We start from the raw sequence: 14,723 nt of genomic DNA on the forward strand, positions 1-14,723 counted from the left end.
AAATCATTTTATTTCGGCCACGCGGCAGCATTAACTATGCCGATAGTGATATTGCACATGAGCGATATAAATCGTCATGAGTTAGCAGTGTAGTACAATCTATTTTGATTGTACTACAATAGAGATCACAGATTGGACGATTGGCAGGCGTTAAACGATCGCGGCGTAATCACCGGTACCCTCCGGCCAGGGTGTGAGCAGGTCGAAGCCGGTATCCGTGACGGCGATAGTGTGCTCCCACTGCGCGGACAGGGAGCGATCTTTGGTCACCACCGTCCAGCCATCGGACAGCACGCTGGTGCCCGCTTTGCCGGCGTTAATCATGGGCTCAATGGTAAAAATCATGCCAGACTGCAGCGCCAGCCCCTGGCCCGGCGTGCCGTAATGCAGGATTTGTGGATCGCCGTGGTAGATCTCGCCAACGCCGTGACCGCAATACTCGCGGACCACGGAAAAACCGGCCTTTTCAGCGACCTGCTGAATAGCCGCACCGATATCGCCCAGCGTGGCACCGGGTTTCACCACGCGAATGCCTGCCACCATTGATTCATACGTCACGTCAACCAGGCGCTTAGCGCGTACCGAAGGCTGACCGACGAAATACATGCGGCTGGTGTCGCCGTACCAGCCGTCTTTGATGACCGCCACGTCGATATTGACGATGTCACCGTCTTTGAGCTTTTTCTCGCCCGGAATACCGTGGCACACCACGTGATTGACCGAGGTGCAAACGGTACGGGTGTAACCCTGATAGCCAATGTTAGCCGGAATGACCTTTAGCTCATTGACAATATAGTCGTGACAGCGGCGATCCAGCTCATCGGTGGTAACGCCGGGTTTCACAAAGTGCGCGATCATCTCGAGGACTTTGGCGGCGGCGTGACCGGCGGCGCGCGCCCGTTCAATCTCTTCAGCAGTATGTAGTTTAATACTCATTGCGCGATTCCCTGCGGAATAAAGGAAGGTTGGTCAAGCAACTGCGCCAGTTCAGCGCCGCCATCACGTTCGACCCGCATCAGCAGACGCGTCAGTTCCTGATGGCTGAGCTGCGGATAAAGTTCGGCCAGCATGCCGATTTTCATCCAGTGCTCCGCCTGCGCGTTGATCGAACGACTGAGCGCCGTGCTGGCGATGCGCAGATTCTCATGCATTAAATCCGAAATTTTGACGATACCCATGTCTGGCCTTTATATGAAACGTATATGATACGTATATAGCATATCCACAACGGCATGATTTGCAAGGTCAGATTTTCAGCTGTGCGTAAATTTGCGAAATTTGTCAGAAAATCAAATACATTGTTTAGACCACTACGTTCTCGTCTCCACGCGGACCGGGATACTTTTTGGTCATTGAAAGATTTTTATGACCGGGCAGCCGCTGCGATTCTCGTGAAGAGAAATGAGGTGATACGAAAACGGCACGGCTTTTGCTTGACTCACTTTTTGGCATCAAAGGGTGGGGGAGCAATGGATGACGCACTGAGTTGGTTACAGGCCTCAAGGCAAAGCGATATTGCCAGCCTGCAACGCCTTCGCCAGACCGGCAAACTCATTACCACCGTCAGCGAGCTGGTGCATCAGCTTCAGCGCGAGCGGGGGGCGAGCAATCTGTGGATATGTTCAGAAGGCAGGCTTTACGGCGAGCAGCGGCTCGCCAGTGAGCAGGATGTGACGCGCTGCCAACGGGATTTTTGCCAGGCCTTACCCAGGGTTGAAGCCCAGCCGGGATACAGCCGCTTCTGCAACCTGATCGCCGCCGCGCTGCAGGCCCTGGCCGGATTACCGGCGTTGCGCCAGCAGATTACGCAACAGCAGATCGCGCACGCGCAGGCCGTTGCGGCGTTCAGTACCATTATCCGTAGCTTACTGAACCTGGTTTTTGAGGCCGCCGACACCGCCAGCCATCCTGACATTACCCGCGCGCTCATTGCGCTGTTCAGCTTTATGCAGGGCAAAGAGCTGACGGGACAGGAACGCGCCCTGGGAGCGGCCGGCTTTGCTGCCGGACAATTCAGCGCGGAGCAGCGCAGCGCCATGGTGGCCTTAATTGAAGCACAGGAACAAAGCTTTTCGACCTTCCAGCAGTTTGCCGATGAGGCGGTTTTACACCACTGGCAGCCGCTGGCGCAGGCCAGTCGTGAAATTGAACGACTGCGACGCATTGCCTGTACCGACGGTCGGCGGGACGACAGTGGCGCGCTGCACTGGTTTTCGCTGCTGTCACAGCGCATCGACCAAATGAAATTGCTGGAGGATCGGCTGTCAGCCACGCTGATGTTGCGCTGCCGCGAGGCGATCGCACTGGCACAGCATCAGGCAGCTGAACCTCTGCATGTGGCGCAGTCGGGCTGCGATTTTACATTATATGTCTCCGGGGTGGACTGGCTGCCCACCGAGTCCGGTGCGCTGAACAGCGACGGGCTGGCACCCCAGCTGGGTCGTTCACTGCTGTCGTTGATCACGGAGCAGTCTCAGCGTTTACAGCATCAGGCCAATGAGCTGGCCACCCTGCGCGCCACGCTGGAAGAGCGCAAACTGCTCGACCAGGCCAAAACCTGGCTGATGCAGCAGCATGGGCTGAGTGAAGAGCACGCCTGGCAACGGCTGCGTAAAAGCGCGATGGATCAGAATAAACGGCTACCGGAAATCGCCCAGGCGATCGTCACGGTGGCAGCCACAATGAAGAGATAACTCTAAAGCGTTAGCTGCACAATGCTTGTGCGTGGTCTGCGTCACAAACGTGCAAAATCGGTTAAAAAACCAGCCCGGCGAAAGCCCTGATCGCCACGCGCAGGGCCGTTTCAAAGCTGGCATGCAGTTTGCTTTACCCTATTAAGTGTATGCATTTGCTTTGCCAACGGCGGTAAAGCGAGTGCTTTTGGATAAAGGCGTCCATCTCCCTGTGAAAGCAGTGGAGAGGACGCCTTTTTTTATTTCCTGAGGGTGGCAAAAAATGAGCAAATCGCCAGTTTCACTGTCTCGACGTCAACTGCTGTTATCCAGCGCCGCCGCTGGCGGGCTGTGGCTGTTGCCGGGATTGCGCAACGCCGTATGGGCGGCGGGTTCCGATGCGCCAGAAAAAGCCACCGTGCGGGTGGGATTTATTCCACTGACCGACTGTGCGCCGGTCGTCATGGCCTCGGTGAAAGGCTTCGACAAAAAATATGGTCTGACGCTACAGCCCAGTAAAGAAGCCAGTTGGGCAGCCGTCCGCGACAAACTGATCTCCGGTGAGCTCGATGCGGCACACGTCCTGTACAGCATGATCTATGGCCTGCAACTGGGCGTTGCCGGCCCTCAGCATGCGATGGCGAACCTGATGACGCTCAATAACAATGGCCAGGCAATCTCCCTGTCGAACCAGCTTAAAGCGCAAAAGGTCACCGATGCCGCCAGCCTGAAAAAGACCATCGACAGCAAGGCCAAAGGCAGTCTCACCTTTGCGCATACCTTTCCGACCAGTACCCACGCGATGTGGCTCTACTACTGGCTGGCGAATGCCGGTATCAATCCATTTGATGACGTGCGCACTGTCGTCGTGCCGCCGCCGCAGATGGTGATGAATATGAAGATTGGCAATATGAGCGGCTTCTGTGTGGGCGAGCCGTGGAATCAGCGCGCTATCAGTGATGATATTGGTTTTACCGTCGCTACCAGTCAGCAGATTTGGCCCGATCACCCCGAAAAAATTCTTGGCACCCGCGCCGCGTGGGTGAAAGAGAACCCCAATACGGCGCGCGCGCTGACGGCGGCTGTCCTGGAGGCGGCACGCTGGATCGATGCCTCCGATGATAACCGCCGCGAAACGGCGCAGGTGCTGGCCGGACGCGCCTGGATCAACACCAAACCTGAGATTCTGCAGGGTCGCATGCTCGGCCAGTACGAAAACGGGCTGGGACAGAAATGGCAGGACCCGCATGCGATGCGCTTCTTCCATGACGGCAGCGTCAGTTTCCCGTATCTGTCCGATGGCATGTGGTTCCTCACCCAGCTTAAGCGCTGGGGAATGCTGACCGAGGATCCGGACTATCTGGACGTCGCAAAGCAGATCAACCGAATTGATATCTACAAACAGGCAGCGAGCGCCGTCGGCAACATCACGTTGCCCGGCAGTGAGATGCGCAGCAGCACCCTGATCGACGGCAAGGTGTGGGATGGCACGAATCCTGCCGTTTACGCCGCCAGCTTTGCCATTAACCACAAAGAGAGGTCGTGATGAAAAGCCAGACTCGCTCCCTGACGCAGCCTGAGACGCTGCCCACCCGGGCCACGGTGGTGCCCCTTCAGGTCACGCCAAAAAAGATGCGCTCGCCTGCGCGCCTGCGTCCGTTTTTGCAGCGTGCCATTCCCGCGCTGTGCGGTGTGATGCTTCTGCTTCTGATCTGGCAGATCGCGGCCCTTTCCAGCAAAGGCTTTCCCGGCCCGTACGCCACCTGGGAAGCGGCGAAAATCCTGTTCGCCGATCCGTTCTATAACAACGGCCCTAACGATCAGGGCATCGGCTGGAATGTGCTGGCCTCGCTGCAGCGCGTCGCTATCGGCTTTGGCCTGGCCGCGCTGGTGGGGATTCCCACAGGCTTTCTGCTGGGGCGTTTTGCCTTTGTGGCACGCATGTTCAATCCGGTTATCGCGCTACTGCGTCCGGTCAGCCCGCTGGCCTGGCTGCCTATCGGCCTGCTGCTGTTCCAGCGCGCCGAACCGGCCTCCAGCTGGACCATTTTTATCTGTTCTATCTGGCCGATGATTATTAATACCGCCGAAGGTGTACAGCGCATTCCACAGGATTACCTCAATGTGGCGCGCGTGCTGCAACTGTCGGAATGGACCATCCTGCGCCGCATCCTGTTTCCCGCCGTTCTGCCTGCGGTGCTGACCGGGGTCCGCCTGTCGATTGGTATCGCCTGGCTGGTGATCGTGGCTGCCGAAATGCTGACGGGAGGCCTGGGGATCGGCTTCTGGATCTGGAACGAGTGGAACAACCTCAATGTTGAAAACATCCTGATTGCCATTTTGCTGATTGGCGTCGTCGGCCTGCTACTGGAGCAGGGACTGATGCTGCTGGCGCGTCGCTTTAGCTGGGATAAATAAGGGGAACACTATGCAACCTATCATTCGTGTACAGCAGGTCAGCCAGCGTTTTACCACTTCCGGCGGCGATTTTCTGGCGCTCGATAATGTCAGCTTTGATATTCATCAGGGGGAAACCCTGAGCCTGATCGGCCACTCCGGCTGTGGTAAATCCACGCTGCTCAACCTGATCGCCGGTTTAACCCGACCTACCAGCGGCGTCCTGTTATGCGATAACCGCGAAGTCACCGGCCCCGGCCCTGAGCGCGCCGTTGTGTTTCAAAACCACTCGCTGTTGCCCTGGCTGACGGCGTATCAGAACGTTGAGCTGGCGGTAGAGCAGGTGTTTAAAGGCAAGATGAACAAGGCGGAAATGCGTGACTGGATCGAGCACAACCTGAACCAGGTGCAAATGAGTCATGCCATGCATAAACGCCCCGGCGAGATCTCCGGCGGCATGAAGCAGCGTGTCGGTATCGCCCGCGCGCTGGCAATGAAACCTCGCGTGCTGCTGCTCGACGAACCCTTCGGTGCGCTGGATGCCTTAACGCGCGCGCATCTGCAGGACAGCGTCATGCGCATCCAGCAGGCGCTGAACACCACCATCGTCCTGATTACCCATGATGTGGATGAAGCCGTGTTGCTGTCCGATCGGGTACTGATGATGACCAACGGTCCGGCGGCGCAGGTGGGCGATATCCTGACGATCGACCTGGTCCGGCCGCGTTCACGCGTGGCGCTGGCGGATGACGTGCGTTATCACCAGCTGCGCCAGAAAGTGCTGCATTTTCTCTACGAAAAACAGACTTCGGCGGCATAAGGACGACACCATGAGACAACGGCTGCTGGTTGCGGGTAACGGGATGGCGGGCATGCACATGGTAGAAACTCTGTTGCAGCTGGCGCCGATGCGTTACGACATCACTGTGATTGGCCGTGAGCCGCACGGCAACTATAACCGTGTGCTGTTGTCGCCGCTGCTGGCCGGAGAAACCACCGTTGAGCAAACGCTGATCCACGACCCTGACTGGTATCACCGTCACGGCATAACATTGCGGGTGGGAGAGACGGTGGAACAGGTGAATATTGCTGAGCGGACCTTACGCACCGACCAGCGCCTGCTGCACTGGGACCGCCTGGTACTGGCGACCGGATCGCAGCCCTGCAGGCCGTCTGTTCCAGGCAGCGACCTGCCGCATGTCAGCACGTTTCGCACGCTGCAGGATGTGAACACTTTGCTGGCCGGGCACGGTCCGGTAGTGGTGGTCGGTGGGGGCTATCTGGGTATTGAAGCCGCCGCCGGACTTCAGGCGCAGGGACGTCAGGTCACGCTGATTCATCGTCAGTCACGTTTGCTGGACAGACAGCTGGATATCAGGGCAGGGGAATTACTGCTGGCTCAGCTCCGGGCGCGCGGCATTCGCTGTGAACTGAATGCCAGCCTTGCGGCGATCCGCACGGATAGCGTGATCCTCCACGATGGCCGTGTGCTGGCGGCGCAGCAGGTGGTGATGGCCATTGGTGTCCAGCCGGCGATCGCCCTGGCGCAGGCCGCCGGTATTCCCTGTCAGCGCGGCATTCTGGTGGATCGCCAGTTGCGCACTGCGCACGCCGGAATTTATGCCGTAGGCGAATGTTGTGAAATCAGCGGCGAGACCTTCGGTCTGGTCGCGCCCTGTCTGGCCCAGGCAAAGATTCTGGCGGCGCAACTGGCCGATCGGCCTCAGGGAGGTTTCTACAGTGCGGCCACGGGCACCCGTCTCAAAGTCAGCGGCATTTCCCTGTTTAGCGCTGGTGACGTTCGCGAAGCCCCGTCTGTCACCAGTTTTGACCCGATCGCCGGGCACTATCGCCGCCTGTTCCTCAAAGACGGCCGACTGAACGGCGTGCTGCTGTATGGCGACTGCCAGCAAAGTGGCGCGCTGCTGAACCAACTCCATAATGCCGGACCGGTTTCTGTGAATACGCTGTTCGGCCTTGATGAACCTGAAACGCAGCCGCTGGCTGCAGGAAACCCTGTGATGAGCCAAACGAAACCTGTATTAGCCGTGGTGGGTCACGGCATGGTCAGCCACCATTTTCTGGAGCAGCTGGTCGCCCGTAACCTGCATCAGCATTATCACATTGTGGTCTACGGCGAAGAGCGCTATCAGGCTTACGATCGGGTTCACCTTTCTGAGTATTTCACCGGTAAAACGGCAACAGAGTTGTCGCTGGTGAGCGAGGATTTTTTTGCCCGGAACGCAATTGAACTGCGCAGCGATTGCCGGGTAGAGGCGATCGATCGCCAGCAGCGCAGCCTGCGTGACAGCGCGGGACGTGAGCTGGCCTGGGATAAGCTGGTGTTGGCCACCGGCTCCCGCGCCTTTGTACCACCGGTACCCGGCCATGACGCCGGGCGCTGCTTTGTCTACCGCACGCTGGACGATCTGGATGCCATCGCAGCTTGTGCCCGCCAGAGTCAGCGCGGCGTGGTGATCGGCGGCGGGCTGCTGGGGCTGGAAGCCGCCAATGCGCTGAAGCAGCTGGGGCTGGAGACGTACGTGGTTGAGTTTGCGCCGCGCCTGATGGCCGTGCAGCTGGACGACGGCGGGGCGCTGATGCTGCGGCAAAAGATCGACTCGCTGGGCGTGACGGTGCATACCTCGAAGCAGACCGAACAGATTGCCACCCAGCCTGACGGCAGTCTGGTGCTGCACTTTGCCGATGGCGGCGAGCTGACCACCGATCTGGTGCTGTTCTCTGCCGGTATCCGCCCGCGTGATGAGCTGGCCCGGAGCGCCGACATCAGCGTGGGGCCGCGCGGCGGCATTACCATCAATGATCAATGCCAGACGAGTGACAGCGACATTTATGCTATCGGCGAATGCGCGTTGTGGAACGGGCAGATTTTTGGCCTGGTAGCGCCTGGCTACCAGATGGCGCGTGTGCTGGCCGGGCATCTGGCGGCCGAACCGGCGCAGTTCACCGGTGCCGACATGAGCACTAAACTGAAGCTGCTGGGCGTAGAAGTCGCCTCCTTTGGCGATGCGCACGGCAAAACGCCGGGCAGCCTGAGCTACCACTGGGCCAACGGGCCAAAAGGCATTTACAAGAAGATCGTGGTTAGCGGCGACAATGCACGACTGCTGGGCGGCGTGCTGGTGGGAGACAGCAGCGACTATGCCACGCTCCTGCAAATGATGTTAAACGCCATGCCGCTGCCGACGGCAGCGGAAGCGCTGATTTTGCCTGCGTTGAATGGCGCGCCGGCCAAAGGGTTGGGCGTCGCTGCGCTGCCGGACAGTGCCCAGGTGTGTTCCTGCCATAACGTCAGTAAAGGCGATATCTGCCATGCGGTGCAGAGTGGCTGTGGCGATATGGCCAGTATAAAAAGCTGCACTAAAGCCGCAACAGGCTGTGGCGGCTGCGCCGCGCTGGTAAAACAGGTGATGGAGCTTCAGCTGGAAAACCTGGGCGTCGCTGTTAAAAAAGACATCTGTGAGCACTTCGCCTATTCCCGTCAGGAGCTGTATCACCTGATCCGTATTAATGGCATCAAAACCTTTGACGATCTGCTGGCCAGCCACGGACGGGGTTGTGGTTGCGAGGTATGCAAACCGCTGGTGGGGTCGCTACTGGCCTCGTGCTGGAACGATTACCTGCTGAAAACGGCACATTTACCGTTACAGGACACGAATGACCGTTACTTTGCCAATATCCAGAAAGATGGCACCTATTCGGTCGTACCGCGCGTGCCGGGGGGCGAGATCACGCCACAGGGCCTGATTGCCATCGGCGAAGTGGCCGTGCGTTACGATCTCTATACCAAAATTACCGGCGGCCAGCGTATCGATCTGTTTGGTGCGCGGCTGGACCAGCTGCCTGCTATCTGGGAAACCCTGCTGGAAGCCGGTTTTGAAACCGGTCATGCCTACGGAAAATCCCTGCGTACGGTGAAATCCTGCGTCGGCTCGACCTGGTGCCGTTATGGCGTGCAGGATTCTACCGCCTTCGCCATCGCGCTGGAGAACCGGTATAAGGGTCTGCGCGCACCGCATAAGATCAAGATGGCGGTGTCCGGCTGCACCCGCGAATGTGCGGAAGCACAAAGTAAAGATATCGGGGTCATCGCCACGGAAAACGGCTGGAACCTGTACGTCTGCGGCAATGGCGGCATGAAGCCGCGCCATGCGGAACTGTTTGCCAGCGATCTGGACGATGACACGCTAATCCAGTACGTCGACCGGATTCTGATGTTCTACGTGCGCACGGCGGATCGCCTGCAGCGTACCAGCGTCTGGATGGATAACATGGAGGGCGGGCTGGACTACCTGCGTGAGGTGGTGATTCATGACAGCCTGGGGATCGCCGCCACGCTGGAACAGGAAATGCAACAGGTGGTGGACACCTGGCAATGCGAATGGCAGACCACGCTGGCCGATCCCTCGCGACGTGCGCTGTTTACCGCCACAGTGAACAGCGATCAGCCGGATGAAACGCTGCACTATGCACGCGTGCGCGGACAGCGCCAGCCACACAAGGCCAGTGGTATTCCCCTGATGCATCTGCCCGCCGAACCCTGGAGCGAAATCTGCCCACTGGAGGCCATTCCGCCAGAGGCCGGCATCGGAGCCCGTCTTGGCAGCGTCCGTATTGCCTTATTCCGCATGGGTGATGACTGTTATGCGCTGGAGGATCGTGAGCCGGGCAGCGAAGCCAGCGTACTGTCACGCGGTATCCTTGGTGATGTTGCGGGGGAGCCGGTGGTGATCTCGCCGCTTTACAAACAGCGTGTACGCCTGCGTGACGGACAGAGCCTTGATAATCCCCAGCATCAGCTGCGTTGCTGGCCGGTTAAACTGGAGGACGGCCAGGTCTGGGTCGCAAACCGTCCGCTTAACCTGATGGCGCAGGCATCATGAAAACTACCTGCGCTTATTGCGGGGTGGGCTGCGGCGTCGAGGTCACGCAGCCGCAGAGCGCGTCGCCTCAGGTCAGTGGCGATACCCGTCATCCGGCGAATGCCGGGCGGCTATGCGTAAAGGGCGCGGCACTGGGCGAAACCCTGACACAGGCCGGACGGTTGCTGCATCCTCAGCTTCATCACCAGCGGGTCAGCATGGAGACGGCACTGGATGCCGCGGCTGATGGTTTGCGCAGGATTATCGATGCGCATGGCCCGGAGGCGGTGGCTTTCTACGGTTCCGGCCAGTTGCTCACGGAAGATTACTATGTGGCGAACAAGCTGATGAAAGGCTTTCTCGGCGTCGCCAACATCGATACCAATTCACGCCTGTGTATGGCCTCCGCGGTGACAGGCTATAAACGGGCATTTGGGGCGGATGCCGTACCGTGCTGTTACGAGGATCTGGATGAGGCCGAGGTAGTCATTCTTGTCGGCTCGAACGCCGCCTGGGCCCATCCGGTGCTGTTTCAGCGCCTGAAACAGGCAAAAGTGCAGCGCCCTGAGATGCAGGTTGTGGTTATCGATCCGCGCCGCACGGCCAGTTGTGAATTCGCCGATCTGCATTTACCGCTCCGGCCGGGCAGCGATCCGGCCCTGTTCTCGGGCCTGCTGCACTGGCTGGAACAGCATGACGGCATTGACGTCACGATGCTGCCGCATCTGGACGGTGTAGACACAACCTTACGGGCCGCGCGGCAGTGGGATGGTGCGGCGGTGGCAGCCCATTGTGATATCAGCCATGAAGTGATCGCCGCGTTCTACGGGTTGTTTACCCGGCATGAGCGCGTACTGACCTTATGGTGCATGGGCATTAACCAGTCACAAAGCGGCAGTGACAACAACAATGCTATTCTCAATGCGCACCTGCTGAGCGGCAAGATTGGCCGACCCGGCTGCGGCCCGTTTTCGCTGACCGGACAGCCGAATGCGATGGGCGGGCGGGAAGTAGGGGGGCTGGCCAACCAACTGGCGGCGCATATGAGTTTCACCGCAGAAGATTGCGACCGTTTACAGCGTTTCTGGCGCAGTCCGCGTATGGCGCGTGAGCCCGGCCTGACGGCGGTTGATCTGTTTGACGCCATTGACCGTGGAGCAATCAAAGCTGTGTGGATTATGGGCACCAATCCGGCGGTTTCGATGCCAGAAGGCAATCGCATTGCCCGGGCGCTGGCTGCCTGTCCGCTGGTAATTGTGTCAGACGTGCTGGCGCAAACGGATACCACCGCCTTTGCGCATATTTTGCTACCCGCGCAGGGCTGGGGGGAAAAGAACGGCACCGTGACCAATTCTGAACGCCGGATTTCCCGTCAGCGCGCGTTTATGCCTCCGGCCGGAGAAGCTAAACCGGACTGGTGGTTACTCGCGCAGGTCGCCCAGCGTCTGGGCTTTCATGAAGGCTTTACCTGGACGCATCCGGCAGCCATCTTCCGCGAGCATGCGGCGTTGTCGGGGTTTGAGAACAACGGCCAGCGCGCCTTTGATATCAGCGGTCTGGCCGGTATGAGCGACGCACAGTGGGATGCGATGAAGCCGGTACAGTGGCCAATCAACGCTCGTTATCCCGAGGGCTGCGCCCGGCTGTTTAGCGACCGGCACTTTTACCATCCTGATGGTAAAGCCCGCCTGTTGCCACCGGCCACGCCGCAGCCAGTGGTGTGCGAAACGGCTTACCCGTTATTAATGAACAGCGGACGGATCCGCGATCAGTGGCACACCATGACGCGTACCGGCCTGGTTCCCCGGCTCATGCAGCATTGTGATGAGCCATTTGCAGCCCTGCATCCGCAGGACGCACAACGCTATGGCCTGTGCGCGGGCGCACTGGCACGGGTGCAGTCCGACGCGGGCTGGGTGACGGTGCGTGTGACGCTGGACAGCGGTCTGCGGCGCGGTGAGATCTTTGTCCCTATGCACTGGAACCGACAGTTCAGCCTGCAGGGCACGGTTGGCGGACTGGTGGCTTCAACCCGCTGTCCAGTCTCGGCACAGCCTGCATTTAAACAAACCGCTGTGCGTATCCACCCGCTCAACGCCAGCTGGCAGGGCTGGCTCTGGCAGCGCGACGCAAGCCCGCCTGATGCGCTGCGCTACTGGGCGCGAACACCCTATGAGGGCGTGCAACGCTTTAGCGTGGCTGGAGACGGTTCACCAGAACAGTGGCTCATGGCAACGATCCCGCTGGCCGGGCTGCAACTGCAAACCGCTCATGCGGCGGAACCGCATTACCGCCTGCTGGCCTGGCGTAACGGTGAGCTGCACCTGGTCTTTTATGCAGGCGCGTCTTTACCCGAGATCAATCATGACTGGGTTGCGCAGGCTTTTCGCCAGGCACCTGTGAATGCGGCGGACCGGCATGCTCTGCTGGCGGGACAATCGGCACAACGTGCCGTGGCTGGCCGGACGATCTGTAGCTGCTTTGGCGTTGGGGAAAACACCATCTTACAGGCGATTAAACAGGGCTGTCACAGCACTCAGGCACTGGGTAACGCACTCAACTGTGGTACCAACTGCGGCTCCTGCCTGCCGGAGCTAAAACACCTTTTGCTTTCCGTTGCTGTACCGGAGGAAGAATGATGATTGCGATCAATCCTTTAGATAAACTGCTGGCGCCGGACAACGCGTCCAGCCCTGGCAAAGTCTGGCTGGTAGGGGCCGGACCGGGGGATGTGGAACTACTGACAGTCAAGGCGCTGCGCCTGCTGCAACGTGCGGATGTCGTGGTCTATGATCGCCTGGTCAGCGAAGCGGTGATGGCGGAAGTCGCCAGCAGCGCACTCTGTATCGACGTAGGTAAACAGCCGGGCCATCACGGCCTGAAGCAGGCACAGATTAATCAACTGCTGGTGGACCTGGCTGCCAGCGGGCGCAATGTCGTACGTTTAAAAGGCGGCGATCCCTTTATCTTTGGCCGTGGCGGTGAAGAGATGGTCAGTCTGCAACAGGCGAATATTGTCTGCGAAGTGGTGCCCGGCATTACCGCCGCCGTGGGCTGTGCGGCTGCCAGCGGCATTCCACTGACGCACCGTGACTGTGCCCAGTCATTGCGCTTTATCACCGGACACGGGCGCAGCGGCGAGCCGCAGTTGGATGCGGCGGCGCTGACCGCAACCAATCAGACGCTGGTGTTTTACATGGGGTTAAGCTGGAGCAGCGTGATTAGCGCCCGGTTACGGGAATATGGCCGCAGTGAGGCAACGCCGGTGGCGATCATTGAGAACGGTACGCGTCAGAACCAGCGGGTGCTGATCACCACGCTGGCCGGGTTGCCTGAAACTGTTGAGCAGCAAAAACCGGTGTCGCCGTCGTTACTGATTGTGGGCGATGTGGTGCGCTATTACCGGGCTGATCGAGTCGCAGCGCATGGGGAGGAGTTGGCGTTAAGTGATAGTGCAGTGCAGTGATGCTTAACGTGCCGAAGGAAGGGACACGGTTTTTACGGCTGGGGGATGAGACGGTCGCAAAAGCATTATCGGCGAATATGTTAGTGAGAGCCCCTACCTTAAGCGCCTTTCACATGAAACTGATGCCTGACAGTTACCTCACTCAGACATTTTTCTTAAGATTTTACCCTGAATAAACGCTATCGCTGCATTACACAATCGGCAATCTGTCGGACACTGAGATACGTTTGCATGGTATCCAGAACGCTTCATCACAACCTGACATTGACCACTGCCAGTCGCGCCATACTTTTTTCTTCTCAGTCCAGGTAAACTTTATTCTGGCTGGTATAGGCTGGCCGAAATCTGTCCGAATAGAGGCCGAAAAAATTCTAACTGTCTGATTATAAAGAGATGCTTTAATTAGTATTGCTACCATTCATAAGCTGGTGGTTAGCGCATATCTCTTTGAATTTACTAGATTAAATGTGCGTTTTTTAACAAATATGCTATGTATATAGCATATCCACAACGGCATGATTTGCAAGGTCAGATTTTCAGCTGTGCGTAAATTTGCGGAATTTGTCCGTAATTGCCTATGCCTCATACCAGTACGTACTCATCGCCACGGGGGTCAGGATACTTCGGTGTCATGGAGAGATTAACCGCTGTGTAAACACCTCATCCTAATGCGCTTCATATAACCTTCCCGATAAACTGCGGATCTCATGGAAAGTGGGCGGGTTGTCCGCCTCATCCAGACCGCAGCGGGTTCGCGCGCGTAAATGCCTGCGTCAGATTTTCCGGGCGTACCGGACCGGGTCTCCGCTCTGCTACTACCCCAGAATTACCTGAAAATAAATTTGTTATGTTTGACGGGTGGCAGCCTTCAGCAACGTTTAGTGACACCGCCAATCGTATAGATATTAAGATTTCAGCTGCACCTGACAGGCTGCAGCTGGCTGATTTCGTGAATTACTGGAAAGCAGAAAGCGTGGCGTACTACCAGAGTCAGTGGGAATTGAAACTGGCACGCTATATTGAAAAGGGGCGCAAACACCTTTCCTCTAAGCGCTCCAGAGAAAGACGAGACTGCATGCTGGTATCTGGGATGGATTATGAAATACCTGAAGGGTTCAGGGGAGGGTAGGGGAGCTTTACAGATTCATCTGCTGATTTTGGAAACTTTTGGGTGTCAGTCTGGCCAGTGCAGGCGCCGGCAGAAATGCTCACCGTCCTCGCTGCCATCAATGCCGGTCAGGTCCAGGGACATTTCGTCAATGGAATACTGCTCAGCGCGGGGCGTAGCTCTTCCGGGGTGGTCAT

General features: G+C 58.2%; 10 protein-coding genes. 8 read left to right on the forward strand and 2 right to left on the reverse strand.

Translation table 11 applies throughout. From position 1 onward, the window contains the following. Positions 1–150: 150 nt before the first annotated feature. On the reverse strand, positions 151–936 hold the full coding sequence (map, locus tag E7738_RS21175) for a type I methionyl aminopeptidase (protein ID WP_238562237.1): 786 nt from the start codon (positions 934–936) through the stop codon (positions 151–153). Next, complete coding sequence (locus tag E7738_RS21180) at positions 933–1,178, reverse strand: ParD-like family protein (protein WP_010615787.1); 246 nt, start codon at positions 1,176–1,178, stop codon at positions 933–935. Before E7738_RS21180 ends, map begins: the two co-directional genes overlap by 4 nt. Before the next feature lie 291 nt (positions 1,179–1,469). Between E7738_RS21180 and E7738_RS21185 the strand changes: the two genes are divergently transcribed. The 8 genes from E7738_RS21185 (at position 1,470) to E7738_RS21220 (ending at position 14,547) form a co-directional block, all read left to right on the forward strand. Next, positions 1,470–2,693 (forward strand): nitrate regulatory protein, encoded by a 1,224-nt coding sequence (locus E7738_RS21185; protein ID WP_021508714.1) that lies wholly within the window; start codon positions 1,470–1,472, stop codon positions 2,691–2,693. A 262-nt stretch (positions 2,694–2,955) separates the two neighbouring features. After that, a complete protein-coding gene (locus E7738_RS21190; RefSeq protein ID WP_058770491.1) occupies positions 2,956–4,218 on the forward strand; it encodes a CmpA/NrtA family ABC transporter substrate-binding protein in 1,263 nt (420 codons plus the stop codon). Further along, positions 4,218–5,090: a nitrate ABC transporter permease gene (ntrB, locus tag E7738_RS21195; RefSeq protein WP_058758656.1), complete on the forward strand. Its 873-nt coding sequence runs from the start codon at positions 4,218–4,220 to the stop codon at positions 5,088–5,090. Before E7738_RS21190 ends, ntrB begins: the two co-directional genes overlap by 1 nt. Before the next feature lie 10 nt (positions 5,091–5,100). Further along, entirely contained in the window at positions 5,101–5,889 is a 789-nt protein-coding gene (locus E7738_RS21200; RefSeq protein WP_021508711.1) for an ABC transporter ATP-binding protein, read from the forward strand. Between the two features lie 10 nt (positions 5,890–5,899). Next, positions 5,900–9,973 carry a nitrite reductase large subunit NirB gene (nirB, locus tag E7738_RS21205; protein ID WP_394516399.1) on the forward strand — a complete coding sequence of 1,358 codons (4,074 nt, stop codon included), beginning with the start codon at positions 5,900–5,902 and terminating at the stop codon, positions 9,971–9,973. Further along, a complete protein-coding gene (locus E7738_RS21210; RefSeq protein ID WP_021508709.1) occupies positions 9,970–12,591 on the forward strand; it encodes a nitrate reductase in 2,622 nt (873 codons plus the stop codon). Before nirB ends, E7738_RS21210 begins: the two co-directional genes overlap by 4 nt. Next, positions 12,588–13,418 carry a uroporphyrinogen-III C-methyltransferase gene (cobA, locus tag E7738_RS21215; RefSeq protein WP_104187748.1) on the forward strand — a complete coding sequence of 277 codons (831 nt, stop codon included), beginning with the start codon at positions 12,588–12,590 and terminating at the stop codon, positions 13,416–13,418. Before E7738_RS21210 ends, cobA begins: the two co-directional genes overlap by 4 nt. 847 nt (positions 13,419–14,265) lie before the next feature. Continuing rightward, positions 14,266–14,547, forward strand: a complete 282-nt coding sequence (locus tag E7738_RS21220) for a DnaT-like ssDNA-binding domain-containing protein (protein ID WP_058775716.1) — start codon at positions 14,266–14,268, stop codon at positions 14,545–14,547. Positions 14,548–14,723 lie beyond the last annotated feature (176 nt).

The sequence above is a fragment of the Pantoea sp. SGAir0430 genome (assembly GCF_043549295.1).